The sequence below is a fragment of the Spirillospora sp. NPDC029432 genome, assembly GCF_040703975.1.
Lineage (GTDB): Bacteria > Actinomycetota > Actinomycetes > Streptosporangiales > Streptosporangiaceae > Spirillospora.
The window spans coordinates 48,063-74,036 of the sequence record NZ_JBEZWH010000031.1; the positions used below are offsets into that span (position 1 = coordinate 48,063).

Consider the following 25,974-nt stretch of genomic DNA (forward strand, 5'->3'; position numbering starts at 1 on the left):
CTAAGTTCGTGGACCATGATCGGCTCCCCGCACTCCGCCCGCCAGGACACCATCCGGACCTCGTACGACTCCGTCGCCGCCCTCTACTCCGACCTCGCCCGCGACGCGCTCGACGAGCAGCCGCTCGACGGCGCGCTGATCGCCGCGTTCGCCGAGCTGGTCCGGCGCGGCGGCGGCCCGGTCGTGGACGCCGGCTGCGGCCCCGGCCACAACACGGCGCGGCTGCGCTCCCTGGGGCTCGACACGTCCGGCGTCGACCTGTCGCCGGAGATGATCGCGCTGGCCCGTGCCGAGTACCCGGAGCAGCGCTTCGACGAGGGCTCGCTGACCGCGCTCGACGCGGCGGACGGCGCGCTGGGCGGCGTCCTGTCCTGGTACTCCGTCATCCACCTGGCGCCGGAGCTCCTGCCGGAGGTCCTGGCCGAGTTCCACCGGGTGCTGGCGCCCGGCGGCCACCTGCTGCTCGGCTTCTTCCACGCCGAGGGGGACGAGCCCGAGGAGTTCGACCACAAGGTGACGTTCGCGTACCGGCTGCCGCTCGACCTGCTCGCCGGCCTGGCGCGGGCGGCCGGCCTCACCGAGATCGCGCGGATGGTGCGCGAGCCCGGCGAGAACGAGCGGTTCCTGCACGGCCGCCTGCTGCTCCGCAGGCCCGGCTGAGGCTCGGGCTCAGGTGTCGCCGGTGGCCACCGGGTGGGACGGGTCCGCGATCCAGTTCGACCAGGAGCCCACGTACAGGGCGGCAGGGACGCCGGCGAGGGTCAGCGCGAGGATCTCGTGGGCGGCGGTGACGCCCGAGCCACAGTAGGCGCCGACGTCCACGGCGTCGGTCGCGCCGAGGCCCGCGAAGCGCTCGCGCAGCAGCTCGGGCGGGAGGAAGCGGCCGTCGACGCCGACGTTGCCGAGGGTGGGGGCGTTGCGGGCGCCGGGGATGTGCCCGGCGACGGGGTCCACCGGCTCGGTCTCGCCCCGGTAGCGTTCGGCGGCGCGGGCGTCAAGGAGGGCGCCGGCCTTGGCGAGCGCGGCGGCGCCGTCGGCGTCCAGGACGGGCAGCCGCCCGGGGCGGGCGATGAAGTCGCCGGGTTTGGCGGCGGGCTCCTCGGCCGTCACCGGCAGGCCGGCCTCGGTCCAGGCGCGGAAGCCGCCGTCCAGGACCCGGACGCGCTCGTGGCCGAAGTAGCGCAGCGTCCACCACAGGCGCGCGGCGGCGGTGGAGTCGGCGTCGTCGTACACGACCACCGGCCGGCCCGCGTCGACGCCGGCGCGCCGCATCGCGGCCTCGAAGGCGCCCGCGGCGGGCAGCGGGTGGCGGCCGCCGCCACCGGGCGGCCCGGCGACGTCGCGGTCCAGGTCGACGAAGACCGCGCCGGGCAGGTGGCCGCGCCGGTACGAGTCGATGCCCGGCGGGCCGGCCAGATGCCAGCGCACGTCGAGCAGGACGGGCGGTTCCCGGCGGAGGGATCGGGCCAGAGCGGGGACGTCGATGAGTGGATGCACACCGCCAGTTTGGCCCGCGATGCCGGGATTTGGGAGGGGGGTGGACAACTCGGCGTGGCTGGGGTTATATGCGGGTTATAACCCCAATGGAGGTACAGCCGGTGCCGAAGATCAACGTGTATCTGCCGGACGAGCTCGCCGAGGCGGTCAAGGAGGCGGGGGTGCCGGTGTCGGCGGTGTGCCAGCGCGCCCTGGAGCAGGCGGTACGCCGGGTCACCGCCATCCGCGAGACCGCGTCGTCCGCCTCCGACCTCCAGGAGGCCGTCGCGAACCTGAGCCACTTCACCCAGCGCGCCCGTACCGCGGTCACGCTCGCGCACGAGCAGGCCCGCGCGTCCGGGGCCGCCGAGATCGGCACCGAGCACCTGCTGGGCGGGCTGCTGGCCGAGGGCGGCAATCTGGCCCTCCAGGTGCTGCGCGCGCTGGAGATCGACCCGGACCGGGTGTGGACCGAGATCGTCCGCAGGAGTCCGGCGGGCGCCCCGGTCGAGGACGACCCCGCCCTCCGCTTCGGCTCCCTGGCGGCCGCCGCGCTGGAGCTGACCGTGACGGAGGCGACCTCGCTCGGGCACAACTACGTCGGCTGCGAGCACCTGCTGCTCGGCCTGATCGCCGAGCCGGACGGCACCGCCGGGCGGATCCTGCGGTCGATGGGCGCCGAGCCGCGGCTGGCGCGGCGCGCCGTCAGCGCGGCACTGGCCGGGTACGTCCACCTGCGCGCCCAGACGGCCGCGCAGGCCCCCGCCGCCTCGCCGGGCGCCTCGCCGGGCGGCGGCCCTCAGGAGGCCCTGGCGGCGGCCCTCCGGCAGGAGCTCGCGCCGATCGTCCGGCGGCTGGAACGGCTGGAGGAGCGCCTCACGGACGGGTGACGCGCAGCAGCGGCACCAGCAGCTCCGCCGGGACGAGCGAGCCGTGCATGCCGACCATCCTCGTCAGCCACGGCTCCCGCTCGGACGCGACGATCGCCAGGTCCGTGCGCGGAACCGCGATCACGTCGCCGATCCGCTCCAGCAGGCCGGGCGCGACGTCCCCGAACCAGCCGGCCGCCACGGCCTCGTCCCGCGGGACGACCCAGGCCCGGTCGCCGAGCACGTCCCGCCAGGCGTCCAGGACCTCGGCCGCGGCGCCCGGCTCGCTGTAGACGTACCGGGCGCGGGCGTCGCCGCCGATCAGGGCCACGCCCCGCTGGAGCGCGGGCGTCGTGTCGACGTCCACCCGCTCGGTGGGGTCGACCATGCCGTGGTCGGCGGTGACGTACAGCGCCGCCTCGGGCGGCAGGACCTCCGCGATCTGCTCGGCGAGCAGATCGACGAAGCGCAGCTGGTGCCGCCAGTCCGGCGAGTCGGCGCCGTACCGGTGGCCGGTCGCGTCCAGGTCGGCGTGGTAGACGGTGACGAAGCTGCGCTCCCCCTCGCGCAGCGCCTTCTCCGCCCGCCCGACCAGCTGCCCGAGCCCGCTGGCCTTCACGTAGTCCGCGCCGCGGACGGTGGCCAGGCTCAGCCCCGAGCCCTTGTACTCGCCCAGCGCCACGTAGGCCACCCGCACCCCGTCGGCGGCGGCCCGCTCGTACACCGTCGGGGCCGGCTGGAACGTGGCGGGATCGACGGTCTCGTCCTGCCAGCGCAGGCAGTTGAGCAGCCGCCCGGTGCCCGGGATCGCCACCTGGACGCCCAGCAGCCCGTGCCCGCCCGGCGGCAGCCCGGTGGCCAGCGATCCGAGGCTGGCGACGGTCGTGGCCGGGAAGCCCGCCGTCAGCGGCCCCCCTTGGAGCGAGGACAGGAACGGAGCCAGTTCCCGATGGGCCTGGAGCAGCTCCCAGCCCAGCCCGTCCACGATCAGCACGCAGGCCCGCCGCGCCGCCGGCAGGCCGAGGACGTTCGGGACGCCCGGCACGCCCAGCGAGGCCAGCACCGACGGCGGCAGGTCGGCGAGCGCGCTCGTCCCGTACCGGGGAACGGGCGGCGCGCTCACCCGGCGGTCTCGGCCGACAGCGCCTCGGCGAACGCCAGCACCTGGACGACCGCGTCCCGGCCGTCGGCGGCCTCGCTGACCCGCAGCGACAGGTCGTCGGCGGTGACGCTGCCGGTGTAGCCGTGGTCGGCCTCGCAGTTCTCGTCCCCGCACGTCGCCGGTTCCAGATCGACGTGCGCGATCGCGCCCCACCCGATCGTCAGCACCACCTCGCTGGGCGGCACGCCTGGCACGTACGAGGCGGGGTCCGGGACGACCCTGGTGACCGCGACCGACTGGACGCGGTCCAGCTTGACGGCCTCGGTGGTGGTGGACGCGTGGGGCTGCGCCATGCCCTCGCCGGGCGGATGCTCGTCAGTGTGGCACACCAGCAGCCGCGACGCGGACAGCACCAGCACGGTCACGTGCCGCCGCACCTCCATCGCGGGATCGAACGTCGCCTCGTGATGGACCACATAGGCGATGACACGCTCATCGCCTATCGCCGACTCGACCGCGTCCGCGACCAGGGCCGGGTAGTAACCGCTGCGCTCGATGGCCGTGCGCAACCCGTGAGCCGTCGCTCGGGTTTCCCTCATGGTCCCCATCCTGCCCTGTCCGGGGCGGCCGGCGCACATGACGTACCGCGACACGGACATTTCGGGATGGTCGTCCCGCTCTCCTCCGGGTAAGGGGTGGGCATGGCCGACCGTGATCCCTTGCCGTCCCCGCCGCCGGTGCCACCGCCGACCCCGGACCCGGCGCCGCCTCCGAAACCGCCCGTCCCGGCCCCGGGCCCACCGCCTCCGGCCCCGTCACCGCCGGGCCCCGTACCGCCCGGCCCGGCCCCGGATCCCGTTCCGCCGACCCCGGAGCCCGAGCCCGTACCGCCGGGCCCGCCACCCGAGCCTTCTCCGCCGCCCCCAGAGCCCGACCCGATCCCGCCCACACCAGAACCCCAACCGGCCCCACCGTCCTGACCACCCGAACTTCCACCCCGACCAGCACACGATCCGGGGGCAAGGGGCGGAGCCCCAAGGGGGTCGAGGGGGCGGAGCCCCTCGCAGGGGGTGCGGGGGACGGAGTCCTCTGCCCCGGGGCGGGCGCACGTAGCGAGGAACGAGCGAAGAGCGCCCGCCCCGGGCCCGGGTGGTGTGGAGGGTCGCCCCTCCACAATTAGGCGAGCCTGCGGGGGCCTAGTTCTGGGCGGGGGCCTCTTGGGCGGGCCAGGTGGAGGGTCACTTCGCGGACGGCGGCGCCTGACGGGCCCATCATGACGGGGTCGAGTTCCAGGCGGGCGACTTCGGGGAGGTCGTCGGCGAGGCGGGAGGCGCGGAGGAGGAGGTCTTCCAGGGCGGGGACGTCGACGGGTTCGGCGCCGCGGTGGCCGAGGAGGAGGGGGGCGGTGCGGACGGCCCGGACGATCTCGGCGGCCTCCACGTCGGTCAGGGGTGCGAGGCGGTAGGCGCGGTCGTCGAGGAGGGCGGCGGTCTCGTCGGCGAGGCCGAAGGAGACGACGGCGCCGAAGGAGGCGTCCTCCATGGTGACGATGCGGGTGGGTACGCCGTCGCCCTTGTCCTGGACGGTGATGCCGTAGCAGGAGAGGAGTTCGGCGGCCTGTTCGGGGGTGGCGGTGACGGCTTCGCCGGGGGCGAGCCATTCCGTGACGAGGGTCCGGGCGCGCTTGCGGTCGGTGCCGGGGAGGTCGGGGATGTGGCCTTGGGGGCTGCGGCGCCACTGGGCGTAGCGGATGACGTAGGCGAGGGCGCGTACGGCGTCCTCGGGGGCGGGGTAGGAGGGGACGGATCCTTCGGCGGGCATGCCGTCGGGGCCGGTGACGCGGAGGTCTTCGGGCATGCCTTCGGAGCCGAGGTAGGTGGCCACGATCGGTTTGCCGCTGCCGGCGGCGAGCCTGCGGAGGCGTTCGGGGACGCGGAGGTCGTAGCCGCCGATGGTGGGCGGGGTGAACAGGGCCACGACGGCGTCGATCTCGTCGTCCTCCAGGGCGGTGGCGAGGGCGGCCTCGTACTCCTCGGCTCCGGCGCGGGGGCCGAGGTTGACGGGTGCGCCGGCCTGGAGGCCGAGCGCGGCGGCGGCGTCCTGGGCGAGCAGGCCGAGCGAGTCGGAGTTGTCGATGATCGCGACGCGGTCGCCGGCGGGGAGCGGCTGGTAGGCGAGCAGCTGGGCCACGTCGAACAGTTCCGCCAGGTCCTCCACGCGGATCACGCCGGCCTGGGCGAACAGGGCGCTGACGGCGTGGTCGGGCAGGCTGAGCGCCTGGGCGGCGTGCCCGATCGGGACGCCCTGGAGGCTGCGGCCGGTCTTGACGGCCACGATCGGCTTGCGGCGGCCGAGGCGGCGGGCCAGCCGGGCGAACTTGCGGGGGTTGCCGAGCGATTCCAGGTAGAGGAGGACGGCCTTGGTGGCGGGGTCCTCCTCCCAGTACTGCATGAGGTCGTTGCCCGACACGTCGGCGCGGTTGCCGGCGGAGACGAAGGTGGAGAGGCCCAGGCCGCGTTCGGCGGTGCGCTCCATGATGGCGATGCCGAGGGCGCCCGACTGGGAGAAGAAGCCGACGGGGCCGCGGCCGGGCATGCGGGGGGCGAGGGTCGCGTTGAGGCGTACCTCGGGGTCGGTGTTGGCCACGCCCAGGCAGTTGGGGCCCACGACGCGCATGCCGTACGCGCGGGCGAGCCGGACGAGTTCCTCCTGGCGTTCGCGCCCTTCGGCGCCCGTCTCCCCGAAGCCGGACGAGACCACGATGAGGCCCCGTACGCCCTTGCTCGCGCACTGCTCGACGACCTCGTGCACGGAGGGCGCCCGGACGGACACGACCGCGAGGTCGACGTCGTCGGGGATGTCGAGGACGGAGGCGTAGGCGCGCACGCCGGCGACGGCGGTGGCGGTGGGGTGGACCGGGTAGACGGGGCCGCTGAAGTCGCCGCGCAGGAGGTGGCGCAGGACGGTCTGCCCCACGCTGTGCTCGGCGCGGCTGGCGCCGATGACCGCGACCGAGCCGGGGAACAGCAGCCGCTGTATGGAGCGGGACTCGGCGCGGTGCTCGCGGGCCGCCATGACCTCCACCGAGGTCTCGGTAGGCTCCAGGTCGAGGACGAGTTCGATGACGCCGTCCTCGAAGTGCTGCTCGGCGCGGTAGCCGACCTCGCGGAAGACCCGGGTCATGCGCCTGTTGTCCGGCAGGACGCTGGCGACGAACCGTTCGAGTCCGCGTTCGCGGGCGGCCGCGGCGATGTGCTCCAGGAGGACCGCCCCGAGGCCCCGGCCCTGGTGGGCGTCCTCGACGAGGAACGCGACCTCGGCGGTGCCGGGGCGGTCGGCGAGCGTGTCGTAGCGGACCACGGCCACCATCGCGCCGCCGATCGTGGCGATCAGCGCGACCCGCCGGTCGTGGTCGACCTGGGTGAAGTGCTCGATCTCACGGTCGGACAGCCGCGGCCGCGGCGAGAAGAACCGGTAGTAGATCGACTCCGGGGACAGCCGCGCGTAGAAGGAGCGCAGCAGTTCGGCGTCGTCGCCCGTGATGGGACGCAGGTGGGCCGTCCCGCCGTCGGTGAGGACGACGTCGGCCTCCCACTGGTCCGGGTACCCCTCGCTCACGTACCCGAGGGTAAGGCACGCCCCGCGCGGGCCGCCCGGGACCGCGCCCGGGGAACGCACCGGGAAAAACGCCGGGTTCCCCGGTTTCGCTGCGCGTTCGAGACCTAATCGGGGGTCAAGAGCTGTTACGGTCGTCCACACGCCCAGTATGCCGCTCGCGCGGGCCGTGTTGATCGAGGTGATGACTCCATGACGCGCGTGGTCGTGGTCGGCGATTTGATGACTGACACCATTGCACGTGCCGCATATCCCTTGGCCAAGGGCAGCGACACGCCCGCCGCCGTGACGACGCACGGGGGCGGCTCGGGCGCCAACGTGGCCTCGTGGCTGGCCCTGGAGGGGATCGAGGCGGCCTTCGTCGGCCGCCGCGGCTCCGACATCGCGGGCCGCAACCGTGACATGGAACTCATGGGGTACGGCGTGGACGCCCGCCTGGTCATGGACCAGGAGCGTCCGACCGGCACCTGTGTGGTCCTGGTCACCCACAAGGGGGACCGGACCATGCTGTCGGACCCGGGGGCCAACGCGGCGCTGCTGCCCGAGGACATCGATCGCTGCAGAGACCTTTTCCACCAGGGGACCCACCTGCACCTGTCGGGGTACGCCCTGATCAACGAGGGTTCCCGCAAGGCCGCCATCCACGCCCTCGACATGGCCCGCAAGGCCCAGATGTCCATCTCGGTCGACGGCGGCTCGTCCTCCCCGCTCAAGCGGATGGGCGCCGAGCCGTTCCTGGAGTGGACGCAGGGCGCCCGGATGCTGGTCGTCAACGCCAAGGAGGCGGAGATCCTCACCGGGCGCGACACGCCCGAGGGGGCCGCCAAGGTGCTGACCGCCTGGTACCCGCAGGTCGTGATCATGAACGGCGCGGACGGCGCGCTCTGGTACACCAACGGCCGGCCCGAGCCGGTCACGGTGGCCGCCGAGCCGGTCGAGAAGATCATCGACGGGACGGGGGCCGGGGACGCGTTCGTGGCCGGGTTCCTGCCGCCGTGGCTGGACGGCAAGCAGCCGGCCGACGCGCTGACCGCGGGCTGCCGGCTCGCCGCCCGCGCCATGCAGCACCTCGGCGCCCGGCCGTCCCTCGACGTGGTCGACAACCAGATCAAGAACTGACGCGGACCGGGTCCCGGCACGGCCGGGGCCCGCTCCGGGCCGGTGCCGGGCCCCGCTCCGGGTCGCGCTCCGGGCCGGATCGCGCCCCCGGTCGGGTCGCACCCCGGGGTCAGGAAGAGGCGCGGCGTCCGGCCAGGTAGTGCCGGGCGTCCTCGTGGACGGCCGCCCAGAGCAGGTTGAGCGGGTGGCCGTCGTCGTAGCGCTCCAGGTCCGCCTTGCGGACGAACGCGCCGGTCATCAGCTCGGCCCTGGGCTCCAGGTCGTCGTGCAGTTCGACGGTGCGCAGCGGCAGCTCGCCCGGCTCGGCGGGGCCGCCGGCGGTCCGCCGCCCGATCGACTCGGTCACGATCATGCAGCCGCGGACGAACCCCGAGCGCAGCAGCGACCGCCCGTAGTGGACGTCGTCGATGTCGGCGACGACGTTGAGCCGGTCCCTGAAGGCGGCCCCGTACCAGCCGGCGAGGAAGTCGGCGATCAGCCCGGCGGCCGGCACCACCAGCGGCAGCTCGGCGAGCGCGCTGGTCCGGGCCCGCGGTCCCGGCAGCTCGTCCTCCGCCAGGTTGGTGAGGAGCATCGCGCGGCCGCGGGCGTACTCGACGACCGCGTGGTCGCGGAGCCGCCGGTCGCCCTCGGGGGTGCTGACGATGGTGCCGCAGACGAGGTCCATCTCGTTGGACTCCAGCCGCGCCCACATGTCCTTGGTGCGGACGTGCACGGCGCGGAACTCGACCTCGCGCGCCCCGAGGTCCGCCGACGCCCGCGCCCAGGCCCGCGACACGATCGGGAGGGTGAACTCGGTCGTCCCCACCGTGAGCATCCGGCCGAGCCGCCGCCGGCTCTGGTGGACGGCGTCCTGCCAGCGGCCCAGCGTCTCGCGCGCCAGCCGCGCCGCGTCCTCGCCGGCGGGCGTGAACAGGTAGTCCTTGCCGCGGCCCTGCCGCAGGGTGAGCACCTCGCCGCACATGGCCTGGCAGTTGCGGTTGAGCGTGTCGAGCTGCTTCTGGACGCTCGACTGCTCGCGGCCCAGGACGCGGGCGGCCCGCAGCGCGGACCCCGTCTCGTGCACCACCAGGAGGGTGCGGAGCTGGTCGAAGGTGGTGTCCAGCAGGCCGGCCGGGCAGTCGAGAAGGTCGTCGAGCGGGCGGTGGTGGGAGGGGACATCGGAGGGCGGCACGGACAGGGACGGTACTACTCCCGGCGATCACCGGCGAGGCCGCCGGCAAATGGCCGGAAGGGCAGTTCAGCTGATCTTCAGATGATCTCCCAAACAGGTGGACGCGACTTACTGCCCTCTAGAACACTCCTCTCGTTCCCGGCCGGTCGCGGTGCTCCCCGGCCCGGTGCGCGGCCCGCGCGGGGCGGCCGCGCGCGGGGTCAGGCGTTCACCGCCAGGACCAGCGGGAGCACGGCGGGAGCGCCGGCGTCGCGGAGGGCCCGGGTGGCCACGGTCATGGTCCACCCGGTCTCGATCCGGTCGTCGACGAGCAGCACGGGGCCGCCCGCGTCCCGGACGGCGGCGGCGACGTCGTCCGGCAGCGCCAGCGCGTGCCAGACCGAACGGAGCCGCTGGGCGCTGTTGTGGCGGCGCGGCCCCGGCTCGCCCAGCGGGACGAACTCGCCCAGATAGGGCAGCCGGCCGATCTGCGCGAGCCGCCGGCCCAGGCTCCCGACCAGCGCCGGGCGCGAGTGCGACCCGATCGCCACGACGCCGGCCGGGCGGGCCTCCCAGTCCCACGCCGCGAGCACCTTGACGACCGCGTCGAACATGTCGGCGGGGATCTCGGCGTCGGGCCCGGCGAACAGCTCGCGCAGCCGGTTGCCCCAGCCGATGTCGGTCAGCCGGCCGAGCGCCCGGCCCGGCTCGGCCTGCCGCCCCGGCGGGATGCGGCCGGCCACGCCGAGATCGTCCTTGACGCCGGTGGGCCACATCCGCCGCGGGGCGACGTCCACGCCCGGGCGGCGGAGCCGGTCGCGGGCCTGGCCGGCGCCGGTGTCGGATACGTCGGCGGGCCAGTGCCGGCCGGTGCAGTTGTCGCAGCGGCCGCACGGAGCGGCCTCGGGGTCGTCGAGCCGGCGCCGCAGGAACTCCTCCCGGCAGCCCTCGATCGCCAGGTAGTCGAGCATGGCGCGCTGCTCGCGGGCGCGTTCGGCGGCGACCCGCTCGTAGCGTTCGCGGTCGTACGCCCAGTCCCGCCCGGTGGCCGTCCAGCCGCCCTTGACCCGGCGTACGGCGCCGTCGACGTCCAGGACCTTGAGCATCATCTCCAGCCGCGACCGGCCGAGATCGACCCTCGGCTCCAGCGCGCCCGTCGACAGCGGCCGGCCCGCCTCCTCCAGTACGGTCAGCGTGGACCGCACGACCGGCTCGGGCGGGAACGCCAGGCTCGCGAAATAGGCCCAGATGTCGCGGTCCTCGACGCCGGGCAGCAGGATCACCTCGGCGCGGTCGACGCCGCGCCCGGCCCGGCCGATCTGCTGGTAGTAGGCCACCGGCGACTGCGGCGCGCCCACGTGGACGATGAAGCCGAGGTCGGGCTTGTCGAAGCCCATGCCGAGCGCGCTCGTGGCGACCAGCGCCTTCAGCTTGTTGTCGAGCAGGTCCTGCTCGGCCTGGAGCCGCTCGGCGGGCTCGGTCTGGCCGGAGTACGCGGCCACCTCGTAGCCGCGCTCGCGCAGGAAGCCGGCGATCTCGTGGGCGGCGGCGACGGTGAGCGTGTAGATGATGCCGGAGCCGGGCAGCGCGTCCAGGTGCTCGGCCAGCCAGGCGATCCGGCGCTCGGCGTCCGGCAGCCGCACGACGGCCAGGTGGAGGGAGTCGCGTTCGAGGGGGCCGCGCAGCACGAGCGCGTCGCCGTCGGCGAGCTGCTCCGCGACGTCCTGGGTGACGCGGGCGTTGGCGGTCGCGGTCGTCGCCAGGACCGGCACGCCCGGCGGCAGCTCGGCCAGCAGCGTCCGCAGCCGCCGGTAGTCGGGCCGGAAGTCGTGGCCCCAGTCGGAGATGCAGTGCGCCTCGTCCACCACGACCAGGCCCGCCCCCGCCGCCAGCTTCGGCAGCACCAGGTCGCGGAAGTCGGGGTTGTTGAGCCGTTCCGGGCTCACCAGCAGGACGTCGACCTCGCCGGCCTCGACCTCGGCGAAGACCCGCTCCCAGTCCTCGGTGTTGGCGGAGTTGATCGTGCGGGCGCGGATGCCGGCCCGCTCCGCCGCCTCGATCTGGTTGCGCATCAGCGCCAGCAGCGGCGACACGATCACCGTCGGGCCGGCGCCGCGCTCGCGCAGCAGCCGGGTCGCCACGAAGTAGACCGCGGACTTGCCCCAGCCGGTGCGCTGCACCACCAGCGCCCGCCGCCGCTCGACGACCAGCGCGCGGATCGCCGTCCACTGGTCCTCGCGCAGCCGCGCCCGCTCCCCCGCCAGCGCCCGCAGGCACCGCTCGGCGTCGTCCCGCAGATCGTCCCGCAGGTCCTCCGGCAGTGCGTCCCGCGGCTTCTCCGGTGTGCTCATCCGTCCTTGGTACCAGCCCGGACCGACGCCACGGCACCGAATCGGCTTCTGTGGACAACGCCACCGTCCCCGTGGGCTTAAGCATGATCGCGGCACGGGTACAGTTCCCGTCGGATCAGCGGTAACGGGCGGAGGACATGGCACCACCGGTCACTGGGCGGGCGGCCGAGCGCCTGCGGCGAGCCTGGCACACCCTGATGGACGGATCGCTCCCCGAACCGCCCGAGGACGAGCCCGGTGAGATAGTCGACGCCCGGACCCTCGACCTCGTCCTGCGCGTCGGCGAGCTGCTGCTGGCCAGCGGCGAGTCCACCGAACGGGTGAACGAGGCGATGCTCGGCCTCGCCGTCGCCTACGAGCTGCCGCGCTGCGAGGTCCAGGTCACCCTCACCAGCCTGCTCGTCTCGGCGCACCCGGGCGGCGGCGCGCTGCCGGTCACCGCCGCCCGCGCCATCCGCCGCCGCACCCCCGCGTACTGGCGGCTGACCGCGCTGCACCAGCTCGTCCAGGACGCCTCGATCGGCATGCTGGAGATCGAGGAGGCGCACGCGCGGCTCGCCGAGATCAAGCGGAACCGCGCCCCGTACCCGCCGTGGCTGCTGGTGGTGTCGTTCGGCCTGATCTCCGCGTCGGCGGCGGTGCTCGTCGGCGGCGGCCCGCTCGTCGCGGTCACCGCGTTCGTCGCGACGATGATCGGCGACCGCGCCGCCGCCGCGCTCGCCCGCCGCGGCATCGCCGAGTTCTTCCAGCTCGGGGTGGCGTCCTCGATCGGCGCCTCGGCCGCCATCCTCGTCGTCGCCTGGGGGCAGCCCGAGGACGCCCCCTCGATCGTCACCGGCGCCATCCTGGCCCAGCTGCCGGGGCGCCCGCTGGTGGCCAGCATCCAGGACGGCATCACCGGCGACCTGGTCAGCTGCGGCGCCCGGCTGCTGGAGGTCTTCTTCATCATCACCGCGATCGTGGCCGGTCTCGGCATCGTGGTGAGCACCGGCTCCCGGTTCGGCATCGACGTCGGCGTCGAGCACCTGCCGAGCGCGCCCGCGCTGTTCCAGCCGGTGCAGATATGCGCGGCGGCGGCGATCTCGCTGGCGTTCGCGGTGTCGCTGGCCGCGCCCCGCAACGTCCTGGTCGCCTCCGCGTTCGGCGGCGCGCTGATCTGGATGATCTACGTCGTGCTGCTGAACCGGGACTTCGTGCCGGTGATGGCCGCCGCCGTCGCCGCCGTGCTCATCGGCCTGCTCGCCAGCATGCTCGCCCGCCGCCGGAACGCTCCAGTGCTGCCCTACATCGTCCCGGCGATCGGCCCGCTGCTGCCCGGCACCATGCTCTACCGGGGCCTGGTCGAGCTGAACTCCGGCGATCCGCAGTCCGGCGTGCTCAGCCTCATCGGGGCCCTGTCGGTGGCGCTCGCCCTCGGCGCCGGGGTCAACCTCGGCGGCGAACTCGTCCGCGCGTTCCAGCGCGTCGGCTTCGGCGTCTCCGGCCGCTGGGCCCGCCCCGCCGCCCGCCGTACCCGGGGTTACTGAGCCGGCCGCACCCGCCGGGCCCGCGGGCGCTGCCAGGGAGACACGAGAATGTCGGTGGCGGCGGGTACGTTGCGGCGCATGTACCGACAGGGAGACATTCTCATCCTGCCCGTTCCCGAGACGGACGTGCCGCAGGCCGTGCGCGACCTGCCGCCCGCGCCGCGCGACGGCCGGGGGCGCATGGTGCTCGCGCTGGGCGAGGCGACCGGGCACGCCCACGCGATCGCCGCGCCAGGCTCGCTGCTGAAGGACGGCGACCCGCTCACCCCCGACCACCTCCACCTGCCGTCGGGCGGGCGGCTGGCGCACGAGGAGCACGCGGAGATCACGCTGCCCAAGGGCTGGTTCCGGGTGATCCGCCAGCGCGAGTACGTGCCGGGCGCCGTCCGCGTCGTCGCCGACTGAGCCGGGGCGACCGATGGAGACCCTGACCAGCGTCGAGACCGTACTGGACTGGCAGGCGGCCGCGTTCGCCGCCGGCCCCACCACCGCCGCGGACCGCGAACGCGCCGAGGAGGGCGTGCGCGCCGCCTACACCGCCGCGGGCCTGACCACCCCCGAGGAGATCGTCTGGGTGCCGTCCCCGGCGTACGGCACGTTCGCCGCCGCGCTCATCGGCGGCCACCGCGAGGCGCTGGAGAAGGCCGGGCTGAACGAGTACCTGGAACCCGTCCTCGCGCTGCTCGACCCCGCGGCCGCCGGCGCGAGCGTCCGCGACGCCGTCCGCACCCGCCCGTGGGAACGCGCCCGCACCGAGATCAGCGCCGAGCTGGGTCCCGAGCGCTGGGCGCGCGCGTGGGCCGAGAGCGGCGGCCGGCTGTGGGGCCCGGTCAACGACCTGGTCTCCCGCGTCCGGCGAGGCATCGGCGACCTCGTCGCCGACGACTTCGCCACCTCGTCGCTGCTGCGCGCCGCCACCCTCGACGCCGTACTCGGCCAGCACGACGCCCCCTTCCTCTCCCTGGCCGACACCCGCGGCCACCTGAGCGGCGGCCTGGCCGCGATGGCCGAGATCGCCCGCACGACGGGCTGGTGGTGGCCGTACGAGCGGATCGCGATCGTCTCCGAACGGCCCCTCGAACTGCACCGCGACGAGCCCGGCCGGCTGCACCGCGGCGACGGCCCCGCACTGGCGTACGGCGACGGGTTCGCGCTGCACGCCTGGCGCGGCATGCCGCTCCCCGCGGGGTTCATCGCCTCACTGACCGACCTCACCCCCGAGCGCATCCGCGACGAGGCGAACGCCGAGCAGCGCCGGGTCATGCTGGAGATCTACGGCTACGACCGCTACCTGGCCGAATCAGGCGCGCATCCCGCCCACCGCGACTCGACCGGCGTCCTCTGGCGCATCGACCTCCCCGGCGACGAGCCCATCGCCATGGTCGAGGTCGTCAACTCCACCCCGGAACCCGACGGCACCTACCGCACCTACTACCTGCGGGTCCCGCCCGGCACGCAGACCGCGCGGCAAGGCGTCGCCTGGACGTTCGGCGTCGAGGAGCACGACTACCAGCCGGAGAAGGAGACCTGAGACCGGCCGGGCCCACCCGGCCCGCCCCCGCGGGTGCCCCCTGATTGGTACTTCCCTAACCCATCAGGGGGACACCCGTGCCGTGTGGGGGGACGACCCCCCACACCCCCGCGTCCGGCGCGGGCGCCCTCCGCTCGTACCTCGCTACGGGCACCCACCCCGGGGCAGGGGGCTCCGCCCCCCGCACCCCCCGCTGGGGGCTGCGCCCCCTCGTCCCCCGCTGAGGCTGCGGGCCCTTGGTCCTCTCGGCCCCGTCGAATGCCTGTGGGGGCGGCACCTGGAGTGGGGCGCCCTCGCTCGTTCCTCGCTACGGGCATCCGCTTCGAGGCAGTAGGCTTCGGCCTTCCCTTGGGGGTTGCGCCTTGTCGGGTCCCGCGTTCCCGCTCGCGCGGGACAGGTGGGGAATGCGTTCGAGGATGCCCTCCCGGAACGTGTCGTACAGTCCGAGCGGCTCCAGGTGTACGTAGCCGATATGGCAGTCGCACACGTCCAGGGGGCACGGCCGTGGCTTGAGACGGGTGCGGAACGACCCGTCGTAGAGGTTGCCCAGCACGGCCGGGACGAAGTGGCAGCGCCGCACCGTCCCCTCGCCGTCCACGGAGACCACGGTGTCGCCGGTGCGGCAGGGTAGGCCCCGGCTGGCGTGGGGCTCGCGGCTGTGGGCGAAGAGCGGGTCTAGGTCCGTCCAGTCGGCGGCCTCGGCGTCGGTGTAGGTGCGCCCCTCGGCGGCGTTCACCCACAGGTACACGTGCTCCGGCAGGTCCGCGCGGAGGCGCCTGGCCGCGTCCAGGTGCTCCGGCTGACCGACGACGCCGACGCTGAACCGCACGCCGCGCGCCGCCAGCTCCCGGCACTTGCCGAGGAACCGTTCGTACGGCACCTGGCCCGGGTGGAAGGTCGTCCAGAGCGCGAGGGTGGAGAGGTCCGCGTCGGCGGTCCAGCCGGTCCGGTGGCTCAGGTTCGTCTGGATCGCGACCCGCTCGACGTGGGGCAGGTGGCTCAGCTCGACGAGGGCGCGGCGGTACCAGGAGCGGACGAGTCCCTCGCCCCAGGGCGTGAACAGGACCGATACGGGGTGGTCCTGTGCCCGTACCCAGGCGGTGAAGCGTTCGAGCGCGGCGCGGTCGGCGCGCAGCTGCTCGGGGGTGTCGCGCCTCTTCGCGAACGGGCAGTACGGGCAGTCGTAGTCGCAGCTCGCGAGCGGCCCCCGGTACAGGATCGTCAGATGCTCCGCCGGCGGGACCGTCCCGTCCATCAGCGGGCCTCGTAGGCGGCCATGAGTTCTTGGACGCGCCGGGAGAACAGCGCGGGGCCGATGGCGTCGGAGTACGCCAGGCCCTCGGGGGTCAGGCGGACGGCCGACGCGTCCCGGTGGAGATGCCCCCGCTCCTCGAACGGGGCGAGGTCGAAGTCGTCGGCGGCGTCGGTGCCGAAGCGCTCCTTGTACGCGGTGCGGTCGAGGCCGTCCGCCTGGAGGAGCGACTGGATCAGGTGGCGGCGGCGGCGCTCGTCCGCGTCGAGCGCGAAGCCGACGCGGGCCGTGGAGAAGTCCGTCTCCCGGACGTACTCGTCGATGATCGCGCGTACCGGTGTCGCGCCCACCGCGTACTCGAACGAGTAGTGCAGCTCCGTCGTGTACGAGCGGGCGCCGCAGCCGAGCCCGACCATGCCGTCGGTCTGGCAGCAGTACTCCGTGCCGCCCGTGCCCGTGCCGGGGAGGCGGAACATCCGCATGGAGACCTGCTCGTACCCCTCGGCCAGGAGGTGGTCGCGGCCGATGCGGTAGAGCTCCAGGCGCTGGTCGTCCCAGTCCCGGGGGCGGCGGCCGAGGCCGGTGAGGGGGCGGACATATAGGGGGTAGAGGTACAGCTCCTCGGGGCGCCAGGCGAGCGCGGCGTCCAGGGAGCGCAGCCAGGTGGCGGGGGTCTGGCCGGCGATGCCATAGATGAGGTCGATGTTGAGGACGGGGAACCCGGCGGCGCGGATCCGATCCAGGGCGGCGTCCACCTCGGCGCGCTTCTGCGGGCGGACGGCGGCGCGGGCCTCCTCGTCCAGGAAGCTCTGCACGCCGATCGAGACGCGGGTGGCGCCGCGGTCGCGCAGGACGGCGAGCCGGTCGGCGGTGGCGGTCGCCGGGGACGTCTCCACGCCGAGCGGGACGGAGCCGAGACCGGCGAAGCGGGCGGCGATGTCGCAGAGCCGCTCCAGTTCGGGCGCCGTCAGGTAGGTGGGGGTGCCGCCGCCGAACGCGGCCGTGGCGAACGCGGCGTCGCCGAGCGCGTCGAGCGCGGCCGTCGCCTGGCGGTCGAGCGCGTCGAGGTAGGCGCCGGTCAGCTCCTCGGGCGCGCCCGTCCTGGTGAACAGGTTGCAGAAGCCGCAGCGCATCTCGCAGAACGGGACGTGCAGGTAGAGGAAGAGCGCGTCGCGTTCCTCCCCGGCCCACACCTCGCGCAGCGAGGGGCGCGGGTCGAGAGGGCGGTACGCCGTCTTGTGCGGGTACGCGTAGACGTAGCTCTCATATGGGCTCTCGTATGGTCCGGTCATTGCAGAGTGAACTCCCCGTACGGAACGGTCCAGACGACCTCGTGGCCCAGGCGGTGACCGGTGTGGCCGTCCTCGCCGTACGCGGTGCCGTGGTCGGAGCAGACGATCGCGAACGTCGGGCGGCGCATGAGGGCGAACAGCCGCCCGATGTGCCGGTCGACGTAGCGCAGCGCGGCGGCGTGGCTCTCGCGGGTGTCGCCGTGCTCGCGGCCGGCCCCCTCCAGGTGGAACCAGTTGGGCTGGTGCAGCGCCGACACGTTCAGGAGGAGGAAGAGGCGGCGGCCGGGCGGCTGCCGGGCCACGATCTCGGCCGCCCGGTCGATCTGGTGCTCCAGCGAGGCCGGGTCGGTGACGCCGAACTCCGGTTCCCAGTGGCTCTCGGCGAACATGCCGGGCAGGACCGACCCGAGCGGCGTGCGCTTGTTGAAGAAGCCGACGCCGCCGACGCAGGCCGTGTGGTAGCCGATCGCGGCGAGGGCGGTGGGCAGGTCGGCGGCGTCGTACGTCCAGGTGCCGGGGGCCGTCGTCTCGCTGCCGGGGAAGCGGCCGGCGAACAGCCGCGGGTGCGGCCCGGGACCGGCGGGCGTCGGGAGGAAGCCGGCCAGCATGGCGGTGTGCGCGGCGAACGTGAAGCTGCCCGGCGTGTGCCGCTCCTCCCACCGCCCGCCCGGGAGGTGCGCGGCGAGCGTCGGGGTGTCGCCGGCGGCGGCGAGTTCGGCGGCCACGTCGTGGCGGAGGGTGTCGAGCGTCACCAGCAGCAGATCATGGCTGCCGATGATCTCGTTCATGTCGTGCATGCGGGGATCTTCCCGGGCAGGGCGGCTCTGACCTGGGCAGTGTAGGTGTCCAGCCGCTCGGCGGCGGTGCCGGGCAGGCCGGTGAGGCCGGGCAGCAGATCGCCGAACGCGTTGACCTCGCCGACCGCGCAGCCCCGCCAGCCGATTTTGACGAGCAGGTCGACGCCGACCATGAGGCTGCCGGGGAAGCAGGCGGCGGCGCGCGCGCACACGTCCAGGGCGTGCCGCCAGCCGTCCGCCCCCATCGCCTCCCGGACCGCGCCGAGATCGCCGCGCGCGCCGCCGAGGTGCAGGTTCGTCATGGGGGAACGGCTCGTGCGGACCACGGCATGGGACGGCTCGCCCGCGATCACCACGACCCGCAGGTCGAGGACGCGGCCGCCGAGCGCCGCCTTGGGCACCCACCGCTCGACGTGCAGGCCGTCCGGCGCGAGCGCGCCGACCAGGTGCGCCACCTCGGCCTCCGTCTCGTACGTGCGGACGCGCAGCGAGTTGGTGTAACCGCCGCCGGTGCGGGCCGCGGACGTCGTCGCCCTGATCCGGCCGCCGGGCGCGGTCTGGAGCGCGATCACTCCGGCGGCCGACGAGCCGTGCGCGGGCTTCACGAACACGCGGTGCATCCGCGCCGACGCCATCCGATCGCGCAGTTCCCCGTACGACGTCACGCCGGGAAGGGCGTCCGGGACGGGAACGCCGGCGGCGCCCAGCCGCTCGTGGCAGCGCCGCTTGTCGAACATCACCGCGATCTCGTCCACGTCGTTCAGCGTCCGGGCGCCCGCGCGGGCCGCCGCCGCGGCGACGCGGTCCAGCCCGGCGGTGAACGCGGCGTACCACCGGGCGCCGCCGCCCACCCGGGCCGGGTCGCCGGGGCCGCGCAGCAGCGCGTCCACCCCGGCGTCCTCCCCCGGCGAGTCGATCCGCAGCAGCGCCCCCGGCGGGATCTCGAACGCCGTGCCGCGCAGCACGTCCCGCCACGCGACCACCCGCGGCTCCGCGAGCCCGGCCGACCGGCACGCGGCGGCGAAGAACCCGGTCCGGCGGTCCTCCGGCGTCCCGACGACGGCGAACGTCATTCCGACACCGCGATGTACATCGCGGTGACCCATAGGTCCTCCTCGTCCCACCCGTCCTGGGGCTGCCCGAGTCCGACCCGGACGCCGGGCAGCGCCGCGCGCAGCCGCTCCATCATGGGCTCGGAGAGATGGTGGTACTCCAGGTCGAGCGTGCTCAGATGGGTGAGCGGCTGCCCGGAGAGCAGCGACTCCGCGCCCCGGTCGGACAGCATCCCCATGCCGAGGCCGAGCGTCTCCAGCCGCGCCACGACCGGCGCGGACGCGATCTCCGCGGCGATCTCGTCCTGGAAGACGCCGTTCCGGAGGCCGAGGTCCCGGAGCGCGGGCAGCCGCTCGCCGGTCATGATCGGGGCGATGTCTCCGATCTCCGCGTCACCCCCGTACTGCGGGTCGCCGAACCACAGGTCGAGCCGTTCCAGGGCGGGCAGCTCGCTCGCCGCGACGGCCCGTACGACCTCGGTGGGAAGCCCGCCCGACTCGAAGCGCAGCACCCTGAGGTTCAGGTTGCGGAACGGCTCCATGACGAGCCCGAGGCCGCCCCGCACCTCCAGCCGCTCCAGCCCGGGGAACGCCTCCACCAGCGGCGTGATGTCGCCGTGCGGGATCCAGGAGATGTGGTACTCCTCGTCCAGGATGTCGCCGACGAACACCGCGCGCAGGTTCGGGAAGCGGTCGGCGGCCTCGGCCAGCGTGCTCGCGCCGAGGCCGTCCACGTCGTCCCAGCCCCAGAAGCCGATCACCAGCGCGGTCACCCGAGTGGTGTCGACCGCGTCCATGAAACGCGCGAAGACATCGCGGTACGACTCGTCGCTCCAGTCGCCCCGCACCGCCCAGGCGACCTCACCGGCGGGCGGCAGCGGATCGTCCGGCCCGGTGTCGGGGGTGAAGGCCACCACCGGCAGCCCGGCGAACTCGGTCAGATGCTCATCGATCAACGTGCGGCCCTCCGGGTCCGGTGGCGGAACGTCATTCGGCCACCGCGACGTACATCTCCGTGTCCCACAGGTCGTCCTCGTCCAGCTCGGCCGCGCCCTGGGCCTGGCCGAGGGCGACCCGGACGCCGGGCAGCGCGGCGCGCAACCGCTCCATCATCGGCTCGGACAGGTAGTGGTACTCCAGGTCGAGCGTGCTCAGATGGGTGAGCGGCTGACCTGCCAGCAACTCCTCGGCGCCCCGGTCGGTGAGCAGCCCCATGCCGAGCCCGAGCGTCTCCAGCCGCGCCACGACCGGCGCGGACGCGAGTTCCGCGGCGATCTCGTCCTGGAAGACGCTGTTGCAGAGGTGCAGGTGGCGGAGCGCGGGCAGCCGCTCGCCGGTCATGATCGGGGCCAGGTCGCCGATCTCCGCGTCACCCCCGTACTGCGGGTCACCGAACCACAGGTCGAGCCGCTCCAGGGCAGGCAGCTCACTCGCCGTGACCGCCCGTACGATCTCGGCGTCGAGCCCGCCCGACTCGAACCGGAGCACCTTCAGGTTCGGGTTGCTGAACGGGCTCAGCCCCAGATGGAGGCCGCCCCGCACCTCCAGCCGCTCCAGCTCCGGGAACGCCTCCACCAGCGGCGTGATGTCGTCGTGCTGGATCCAGGAGATGTGGTACTCCTCGTCCAGGATGTCGCCGAGGAAGACGGCGCGGAGGTTCGGGAAGCGGGCGGCGGCCTCGACCAGCGCGCGGGCGCCCTTCCCGTCGGCGCCGTCGAAGCCCCAGAAGCCGATCACCAGCGCGGTCACCCGAGTGGTGTCGACCGCGTCCATGAAACGCGCGAAGACATCGCGGTACGGCTCGCCGCTCCAGTCGCCCCGCACCGCCCAGGCGGCCTCACCGGCGGGCGGCTGCGGATCGTCCGGCCGGGTGTCGGTGGTGAAGGCCACCACCGGCAGCCCGGCGAACTCGGTCAGATGGTCGTCGTTCATCGGCTCTCCGGAATCCTCAGGGGGGCGTGCGGCGACGGCGGTACGGGGCAGGGGACCTCATTCCGAGACCGCGATGTACATCGAGGCGGCCCACGAATCCTCGCCGTCCCACTCGGCCGCGCCCTGCGCCATCCGGAGTTCGACCCGGACGCCGGGCAGCGCGGCGCGCAGCCGCTCCATCATGGGCTCGGACAGGTGGTGGTACTCCAGGTCGAGCGTGCTCAGATGGGTGAGCGGCTGCCCGGAGAGCAGCGACTCCGCGCCGCGGTCGGACAGCGTGCCCATGCCGAGGCCGAGCGTCTCCAGCCGCGCCACGACCGGCGCGGACGCGAGTGCGGCGGCGATCTCGTCCTGGAAGTCGCAGTTCCGGAGGCCGAGGTCGCGCAGTGCGGGCAGGCGTTCACCGGTGAGAACGGGGGCGAGGTCGCCGAGGGTGGAATCGCCGCCGTACGCCCGGGTGCCGAGCCAGAGGTCGAGGCGCTCCAGGGCGGGCAGGTCGCTCGCGGCCACGCTGCGCACCAGCGCGCCGGGGAGCCCGCCCGACTCGAACCGCAGCACGCGCAGCCGGTCGTTGCGCATGGGCGCGAACAGCGGCCCCTCCTCGCCGGGGTTCAGGTTCTCCCCGCTCCTGACCTCCAGGCGCTCCAGGCCGGGGAACGCCTCGAACAGCGGCGTGAGGTCGCCCAGCCGGATCCAGGAGATGTGCAGCTCCTGGTCCAGGATGTCGCCGAGGAACAGCGCCCGCAGGTTCGGCAGCCGGCCGCCGGCGGCGGCGAGGATCTCCACCGGATCCCCGTCGTACCCCCAGAAGCCCACCACCAGGTGCGTCACCTGGGAGGTGTCCACGCTCCGCAGGAAGCGGTCGAGGTCGCGGTCGAACCCCTCCTCCTCCCGGACGGCCCAGGCCACCTCGGACGGCGCCGCCCGGACGGCGGCCCCCGCCGACGCGAACTCGGCGACCGGCAGGCCGGCGAACTCGGTCAGATGCTCGTTCATCATGGAGTCTTTCGGATCGGAACGATCATTCGGCGACGTAGATGTAGCTCCACTCCGGCTCGTGGCCGCTTCCGTGCGGCTCGGAGAGGTCGATGTCGACGCCGGGCAGGGCGGCGCGCAGGCGGTCCCGCATCGGCTCGGTGACGAAGTGGTGGTGCAGGTCGAGGCGCTTCAGGTGGGTGAGCGGCTGGCCGGCGAGCAGCGCCTCCGCGCCGGTGTCGCTGAGGATGCCCTTGGCCAGGCTCAGCGACTCCAGCCGCGCCACCACCGCCGCGCCGGCCAGCGCGGCGGCGGCCTCGTCCGCGATCTCGGCGTTCTCCAGCCCGAGGTGCCGCAGGGCCGGGAGCCGGTCGCCGGCCAGGATCTCCGCCAGGTCGGCCTCCCCCACGTCACCGTCGTAGGCGCGGGCGCCGAGCCACAGGTCGAGGTGCCTGAGGCCGGGCAGCTCGCTCGCGGCCACGGCCCGGACGATCTCCGACGGCAGCCCGCCGGACTCGAACCGCAGCGTCCTGAGGGCCTCGCTGCGGAACGGCCTCAGCACCAGGCCGGCGCTTCCCCGCACGTCGAGGCGCTCCAGCGCCGGGAACGCCTCCAGCAGCGGCGTGATGTCGTCGTGCTCGATCCAGGAGATCTCCTGCTGCTCCAGCACGATGTCGCCGAAGAACAGCGACCGCAGCGCGGGGAAGTGGTGCGCGGCCCCGATCAGCAGGTCCGGCGGGTACGGGTCCGCCGGGCTGAGCGTGACCGACCAGCAGCCGACCACCAGGTGCGTGACCCGCTCGGTGTCGACGGCGTCGAGGAAGTCCTTGAAGAGCAGGCCGAATCGGCCGTCCTCGTCCTCGTCGTGCGTCAGCCGCCAGGCGACCGCGCCCGGCTCCGGCAGCCCGTCGGCGGGGCCCTCGAACTCGAAGACCGGCAGTCCGGCGTACTCCGTCATATGCTCGTTGATCGTCACAGGACCCCCTCGGAATGATCGTCGGGACCCGTCCTACCAGCAGGACCGCGGCCGCCGCCGACGAACGCCCGCATTTCCGGACTCATTCGGACACGGCGACGTACACCCAGTCGTCCTCCGCCTCGTCCTGCTCGTCCAGGTCCACCTCGACCCCGGGGAAGGCCGTGCGGAGGCGCTCCATGGTCGCGTCGGTGAGGTAGTGGTGGTGCAGGTCCAGCCGCTTGAGGTGGGTGAGCGGCTGCCCGGCGACCAGCGCCTCGGCGCCCGGATCGGTCAGCGCGCCCATGGCGAGGCTGAGCGACTCCAGCCGCGCCACGATCGGGGCGCCCGCGACCGCCCGCGCGATCTCGTCCTGGATCTCGCTGTTCTCCAGCCCGAGGTGCTTCAGCGAAGGCAGCCGGGCGCCGCCGAGGATGGCGGCCAGGTCCTCGATCCGCGCGTCGCCGCCGTAGTCGCCGACGCCGAGCCACAGGTCCAGGTGCTCCAGCGCGGGCAAGTCGCTGTCGCCGACGGCGCGGACGACCGCGCCGGGCAGCCCGCCGGCCTCGAACCGCAGCGTCCTGAGCACGTCGCTCTTGACCGGGCTCAGCTTCAGCCCCGTCCCGCCGCGCACCTCCAGATGCGCGAGCCTGGGGAACGCCTCGAACAGCGGGGTGATGTCGGACTGCTCGATCCAGGAGATCTCCGACTCCTCGCCCACGATGTCGCCGATGAACAGCGCCTCCAGCGAGGGCAGCCGGTCGGCGGCCGCCACCAGCAGCGCGGTCGGGTCGGCGGCGCCGTCGTCGTACGAGGCGCCCCAGTAGCCGATGACCAGATGCGTCACCGCGGAGCAGTCCGCGCCGTCCAGGAACGCGTCGAGGATCTCGTCGAACGGGACGCCTTCGAACGCGCCCGCCAGCCGGTACGCCTTCCTCGGCGAGCGCGCGGCGCCGTCCTTCCCGTCCTCGCCGGAGAGCTCGACGCTCTCGTCCGGGTCCGCGTCCGGGTCCGGGCTCAGGTCGGCGATCGGCCGTCCCGCGAACGTGGTGAGGTGCTGGTAGATGCCCATGGGTTTCCTTCCGGGTGCAAGCTCATTCGGCGGCGGCGATCATGCGCCACTCGTCCTCGGGGTCGCGCGCGCGGTCCAGGTCCACCTCGGTGTCGGGCAGCGCGTCCTCGAGCCGGTCCATCATCGCGTCGCTGAGGTAGTGGTGGCGCAGGTCGAGCAGTTCCAGATGGGTGAGCGGCTGGCCCGACAGCAGAGCCTCGGCGCCGGTGTCGGTCAGCAGGCCCAGGCCCAGGCTGAGCGATTCCAGCCGGGCCACGATCGGGGCGCCCGCGACGGCCTGGGCGATCTCGTCCTGGATCTCGCTGTCCTCCAGGCCGAGGTGGCGCAGCGCGGGGAGGCGCGCTCCGTCCAGGATGGGCCGCAGGTCCTCGATCCGCGCGTCGCCGCCGTACGCGGGGGAGCCGAGCCACAGGTCCAGGTGGTCCAGGGACGGCAGGTCGCTCTCGTGGACGGCCCGGACGATCTCGCGGGGCAGGCCGCCGCTCTCCAGGCGCAGCATCCTGAGCGACTCATGGGAGACCGGGCGGAGCGCGAGCCCGCGGCCGCCGCGCACGTCCAGGCGTCCCAGGCCGGGGAAGGCGGCGAAGAGCGGGGTGATGTCGCTCTGCGGGATCCAGGAGATCTCATGCTCCTCGGAGACGATGTCGCCGAGGAACAGGGCCCGCAGGCGGGGCAGGCGGCCGGCGGCGTCCACGAGCAGCTCGACCGGGTCGGCGAAGGAATCGCCCCGGGAGCCGTAGAAACCGATGACGAGGTGCGTCACCCGGGCCGCGTCGACGGCGTCGAGGAACTCCGCGAAGACCTCGTCGAACGCCGGCCCGTCGTAGTACGTCCTCACGCGCCACGCGGGCTCGGGGGGCACCGGCCAGGCGAGGTCGAGCTCGCGGACGAGTTCGGGACCGGTCGCGCAGAGCTCGCCGAGCTCCGGGTCGAAGTCGACGACCGCCCGGCCGTCGTAGACGGTGAGGTGCTCGTGAACGCCCATGGGACCCCTTCCGGATGACGGAAGGAGTCATATCAGCCGCCCGGGACATTCTCGGTGGAGCGTCCCGGGCGGCCGGAGGGGCGGACCGTACGTCAGGCGGCGGGGAGCACCGAGCCCTGGTACTTGTCCTGGATGAACTTCTTGACCTCGGGGCCGGTCAGCAGCTCGGCGAGCTTCTTGACCTGCGCGTCGTCCTTGGTCTCGGCCTTGGTGACCAGCCCGTTGACGTACGGGTTGTTCTCCGGCTTCTCGCTGGCCAGGGCGTCCTTGGCGGGGGTGAGGCCGCCTTCGAGGGCGTAGTTGCCGTTGATCACCGAGGCGTCGACGTCGGCGAGCTGGCGGGGCAGCGCGGCGGCGTCGGTCGGGCGGAACTCGATCCCCTTGGGGTTGCTCGCGACGTCCTTCTCGGTGGCGGTCTCGCCGGCGCCCTGCTTCATCGTGATGACGCCGTTGGCGGCGAGCAGGTTCAGCGCGCGGGCCAGGTTGGACGGGTCGCTGGGCAGCGCGACCGTGGCGCCCTGGCGAAGGTCCTGCAGCTTGGTGACCTTCTTGGAGTAGACGGCCAGCGGCTCCAGGTGGACGCCCGCGACGAACTCCAGCTTCTGCCCGCTCTTCTGGTTGGACTCGGCCAGGTACGGGCGGTGCTGGAAGTAGTTGGCGTCGAGCTGGCCGTCGTTGAGGGCGGGGTTCAGCTGCTCGTAGTTGCTGAACTCCTTGATCTCCAGCTTGATCCCGGCCTTGCCCGCGAGGTCCTTCTTGACGTAGTTCAGGATCTCCGCGTGCGGGACGGAGGTGGCGCCGACGGTCAGGGTCGAGTCGTCCTCGGCGGCGGAGCCGCCGCAGGCCGACAGGCCGAGGAGCAGCCCGGCGGACGCGATGGCGACAGATATCTTGCGCAGCACGACAAGTGCCTTTCTGGG

Annotated in this window: 23 protein-coding genes; 6 read left to right on the forward strand and 17 right to left on the reverse strand. The window is 73.9% G+C overall.

Translation table 11 applies throughout. From position 1 onward, the window contains the following. The first annotated feature begins 15 nt into the window (after positions 1-15). On the forward strand, positions 16-660 hold the full coding sequence (locus tag AB0881_RS23755) for a class I SAM-dependent methyltransferase (protein WP_366619960.1): 645 nt from the start codon (positions 16-18) through the stop codon (positions 658-660). A gap of 9 nt (positions 661-669) precedes the next feature. On the opposite strand, the gene AB0881_RS23760 is transcribed toward AB0881_RS23755, so the two are convergent. Continuing rightward, complete coding sequence (locus AB0881_RS23760; RefSeq protein ID WP_366619962.1) at positions 670-1,497, reverse strand: sulfurtransferase; 828 nt, start codon at positions 1,495-1,497, stop codon at positions 670-672. Positions 1,498-1,583: 86 nt separating this feature from the next. On the opposite strand from AB0881_RS23760, the gene AB0881_RS23765 reads away from it, so the two are divergent. Next, positions 1,584-2,366: a Clp protease N-terminal domain-containing protein gene (locus AB0881_RS23765; protein ID WP_366619964.1), complete on the forward strand. Its 783-nt coding sequence runs from the start codon at positions 1,584-1,586 to the stop codon at positions 2,364-2,366. Here AB0881_RS23765 and AB0881_RS23770 read toward each other — a convergent pair. The 3 genes from AB0881_RS23770 to AB0881_RS23780 form a co-directional block, all read right to left on the reverse strand. After that, positions 2,353-3,468, reverse strand: coding sequence for a nucleotide pyrophosphatase/phosphodiesterase family protein (locus AB0881_RS23770; protein WP_366619966.1), 1,116 nt, complete (start codon positions 3,466-3,468; stop codon positions 2,353-2,355). The two genes, AB0881_RS23765 and AB0881_RS23770, sit on opposite strands and share 14 nt — an antisense overlap. Beyond that, a complete protein-coding gene (locus AB0881_RS23775) occupies positions 3,465-4,046 on the reverse strand; it encodes a DUF5998 family protein (protein WP_366619967.1) in 582 nt (193 codons plus the stop codon). Before AB0881_RS23775 ends, AB0881_RS23770 begins: the two co-directional genes overlap by 4 nt. A 577-nt stretch (positions 4,047-4,623) precedes the next feature. Continuing rightward, positions 4,624-7,065: a GNAT family N-acetyltransferase gene (locus AB0881_RS23780; protein ID WP_366619969.1), complete on the reverse strand. Its 2,442-nt coding sequence runs from the start codon at positions 7,063-7,065 to the stop codon at positions 4,624-4,626. 189 nt (positions 7,066-7,254) lie between these two features. Here AB0881_RS23780 and AB0881_RS23785 point away from each other — a divergent pair, with 189 nt between their 5' ends. Continuing rightward, on the forward strand, positions 7,255-8,181 hold the full coding sequence (locus AB0881_RS23785; protein WP_366619971.1) for a sugar kinase: 927 nt from the start codon (positions 7,255-7,257) through the stop codon (positions 8,179-8,181). A gap of 109 nt (positions 8,182-8,290) precedes the next feature. Here the strand turns inward: AB0881_RS23785 and AB0881_RS23790 are convergent, their stop codons facing one another. Together AB0881_RS23790 and AB0881_RS23795 are read right to left on the reverse strand one after the other, a co-directional pair. Further along, a complete protein-coding gene (locus AB0881_RS23790; RefSeq protein ID WP_366619973.1) occupies positions 8,291-9,355 on the reverse strand; it encodes a LysR family transcriptional regulator in 1,065 nt (354 codons plus the stop codon). A gap of 200 nt (positions 9,356-9,555) precedes the next feature. Further along, a complete protein-coding gene (locus AB0881_RS23795; protein ID WP_366619975.1) occupies positions 9,556-11,685 on the reverse strand; it encodes a RecQ family ATP-dependent DNA helicase in 2,130 nt (709 codons plus the stop codon). Positions 11,686-11,882: 197 nt separating this feature from the next. Here AB0881_RS23795 and AB0881_RS23800 point away from each other — a divergent pair, with 197 nt between their 5' ends. From AB0881_RS23800 to AB0881_RS23810, 3 genes are all read left to right on the forward strand, one after another. After that, positions 11,883-13,211 (forward strand): threonine/serine exporter family protein, encoded by a 1,329-nt coding sequence (locus AB0881_RS23800; RefSeq protein WP_366619977.1) that lies wholly within the window; start codon positions 11,883-11,885, stop codon positions 13,209-13,211. Positions 13,212-13,289: 78 nt separating this feature from the next. Beyond that, a complete protein-coding gene (locus tag AB0881_RS23805; protein WP_366619978.1) occupies positions 13,290-13,616 on the forward strand; it encodes a hypothetical protein in 327 nt (108 codons plus the stop codon). A gap of 13 nt (positions 13,617-13,629) precedes the next feature. Then, on the forward strand, positions 13,630-14,742 hold the full coding sequence (locus AB0881_RS23810; RefSeq protein WP_366619980.1) for a DUF6745 domain-containing protein: 1,113 nt from the start codon (positions 13,630-13,632) through the stop codon (positions 14,740-14,742). Positions 14,743-15,049: 307 nt separating this feature from the next. On the opposite strand, the gene AB0881_RS23815 is transcribed toward AB0881_RS23810, so the two are convergent. The 11 genes from AB0881_RS23815 to AB0881_RS23865 all read right to left on the reverse strand — a co-directional run bounded on the left by AB0881_RS23815 (position 15,050) and on the right by AB0881_RS23865 (position 25,956). Then, a complete protein-coding gene (locus AB0881_RS23815; RefSeq protein ID WP_366619982.1) occupies positions 15,050-15,997 on the reverse strand; it encodes an STM4011 family radical SAM protein in 948 nt (315 codons plus the stop codon). Further along, positions 15,997-17,286, reverse strand: a complete 1,290-nt coding sequence (locus AB0881_RS23820) for an STM4012 family radical SAM protein (RefSeq protein ID WP_366619983.1) — start codon at positions 17,284-17,286, stop codon at positions 15,997-15,999. The genes AB0881_RS23815 and AB0881_RS23820 overlap by 1 nt, the downstream gene beginning before the upstream one ends. Then, positions 17,283-18,074, reverse strand: coding sequence for an STM4013/SEN3800 family hydrolase (locus tag AB0881_RS23825; protein ID WP_366620021.1), 792 nt, complete (start codon positions 18,072-18,074; stop codon positions 17,283-17,285). Before AB0881_RS23825 ends, AB0881_RS23820 begins: the two co-directional genes overlap by 4 nt. Next, positions 18,071-19,156 carry an STM4014 family protein gene (locus AB0881_RS23830; protein ID WP_366619985.1) on the reverse strand — a complete coding sequence of 362 codons (1,086 nt, stop codon included), beginning with the start codon at positions 19,154-19,156 and terminating at the stop codon, positions 18,071-18,073. The genes AB0881_RS23825 and AB0881_RS23830 overlap by 4 nt, the downstream gene beginning before the upstream one ends. Continuing rightward, positions 19,153-20,091, reverse strand: a complete 939-nt coding sequence (locus tag AB0881_RS23835) for an STM4015 family protein (RefSeq protein WP_366619987.1) — start codon at positions 20,089-20,091, stop codon at positions 19,153-19,155. Before AB0881_RS23835 ends, AB0881_RS23830 begins: the two co-directional genes overlap by 4 nt. 31 nt (positions 20,092-20,122) lie before the next feature. After that, complete coding sequence (locus AB0881_RS23840; RefSeq protein ID WP_366619988.1) at positions 20,123-21,067, reverse strand: STM4015 family protein; 945 nt, start codon at positions 21,065-21,067, stop codon at positions 20,123-20,125. Between the two features lie 57 nt (positions 21,068-21,124). Further along, entirely contained in the window at positions 21,125-22,063 is a 939-nt protein-coding gene (locus AB0881_RS23845) for an STM4015 family protein (RefSeq protein WP_366619989.1), read from the reverse strand. 25 nt (positions 22,064-22,088) lie between these two features. After that, positions 22,089-23,018 carry an STM4015 family protein gene (locus tag AB0881_RS23850; RefSeq protein WP_366619991.1) on the reverse strand — a complete coding sequence of 310 codons (930 nt, stop codon included), beginning with the start codon at positions 23,016-23,018 and terminating at the stop codon, positions 22,089-22,091. Between the two features lie 82 nt (positions 23,019-23,100). Beyond that, complete coding sequence (locus tag AB0881_RS23855) at positions 23,101-24,069, reverse strand: STM4015 family protein (RefSeq protein WP_366619993.1); 969 nt, start codon at positions 24,067-24,069, stop codon at positions 23,101-23,103. Positions 24,070-24,091: 22 nt separating this feature from the next. After that, the gene (locus AB0881_RS23860) at positions 24,092-25,054 is read right to left on the reverse strand and encodes an STM4015 family protein (RefSeq protein ID WP_366619995.1); all 963 of its coding nucleotides are present in this window, start codon (positions 25,052-25,054) and stop codon (positions 24,092-24,094) included. Positions 25,055-25,146: 92 nt separating this feature from the next. Next, the gene (locus tag AB0881_RS23865) at positions 25,147-25,956 is read right to left on the reverse strand and encodes a MetQ/NlpA family ABC transporter substrate-binding protein (protein ID WP_366619997.1); all 810 of its coding nucleotides are present in this window, start codon (positions 25,954-25,956) and stop codon (positions 25,147-25,149) included. Positions 25,957-25,974: the final 18 nt, after the last annotated feature.

Bases quoted from the DNA above. Each gene is read 5' to 3' on its own strand.
- AB0881_RS23755 (WP_366619960.1), top strand. From the start codon at position 16: ATGATCGGCTCCCCGCACTCCGCCCGCCAGGACACCATCCGGACCTCG.
- AB0881_RS23815 (WP_366619982.1), bottom strand. From the start codon at position 15,997: ATGGACGGGACGGTCCCGCCGGCGGAGCATCTGACGATCCTGTACCGG.
- AB0881_RS23825 (WP_366620021.1), bottom strand. From the start codon at position 18,074: ATGAACGAGATCATCGGCAGCCATGATCTGCTGCTGGTGACGCTCGAC.
- AB0881_RS23785 (WP_366619971.1), top strand. From the start codon at position 7,255: ATGACGCGCGTGGTCGTGGTCGGCGATTTGATGACTGACACCATTGCA.
- AB0881_RS23845 (WP_366619989.1), bottom strand. From the start codon at position 22,063: ATGAACGAGCATCTGACCGAGTTCGCCGGCCTGCCGGTCGCCGAGTTC.
- AB0881_RS23860 (WP_366619995.1), bottom strand. From the start codon at position 25,054: ATGGGCGTTCACGAGCACCTCACCGTCTACGACGGCCGGGCGGTCGTC.
- AB0881_RS23855 (WP_366619993.1), bottom strand. From the start codon at position 24,069: ATGGGCATCTACCAGCACCTCACCACGTTCGCGGGACGGCCGATCGCC.
- AB0881_RS23805 (WP_366619978.1), top strand. From the start codon at position 13,290: ATGTACCGACAGGGAGACATTCTCATCCTGCCCGTTCCCGAGACGGAC.
- AB0881_RS23795 (WP_366619975.1), bottom strand. From the start codon at position 11,685: ATGAGCACACCGGAGAAGCCGCGGGACGCACTGCCGGAGGACCTGCGG.
- AB0881_RS23800 (WP_366619977.1), top strand. From the start codon at position 11,883: ATGGACGGATCGCTCCCCGAACCGCCCGAGGACGAGCCCGGTGAGATA.
- AB0881_RS23840 (WP_366619988.1), bottom strand. From the start codon at position 21,067: ATGAACGACGACCATCTGACCGAGTTCGCCGGGCTGCCGGTGGTGGCC.
- AB0881_RS23765 (WP_366619964.1), top strand. From the start codon at position 1,584: ATGGAGGTACAGCCGGTGCCGAAGATCAACGTGTATCTGCCGGACGAG.
- AB0881_RS23820 (WP_366619983.1), bottom strand. From the start codon at position 17,286: ATGACCGGACCATACGAGAGCCCATATGAGAGCTACGTCTACGCGTAC.
- AB0881_RS23830 (WP_366619985.1), bottom strand. From the start codon at position 19,156: ATGACGTTCGCCGTCGTCGGGACGCCGGAGGACCGCCGGACCGGGTTC.
- AB0881_RS23810 (WP_366619980.1), top strand. From the start codon at position 13,630: ATGGAGACCCTGACCAGCGTCGAGACCGTACTGGACTGGCAGGCGGCC.
- AB0881_RS23775 (WP_366619967.1), bottom strand. From the start codon at position 4,046: ATGAGGGAAACCCGAGCGACGGCTCACGGGTTGCGCACGGCCATCGAG.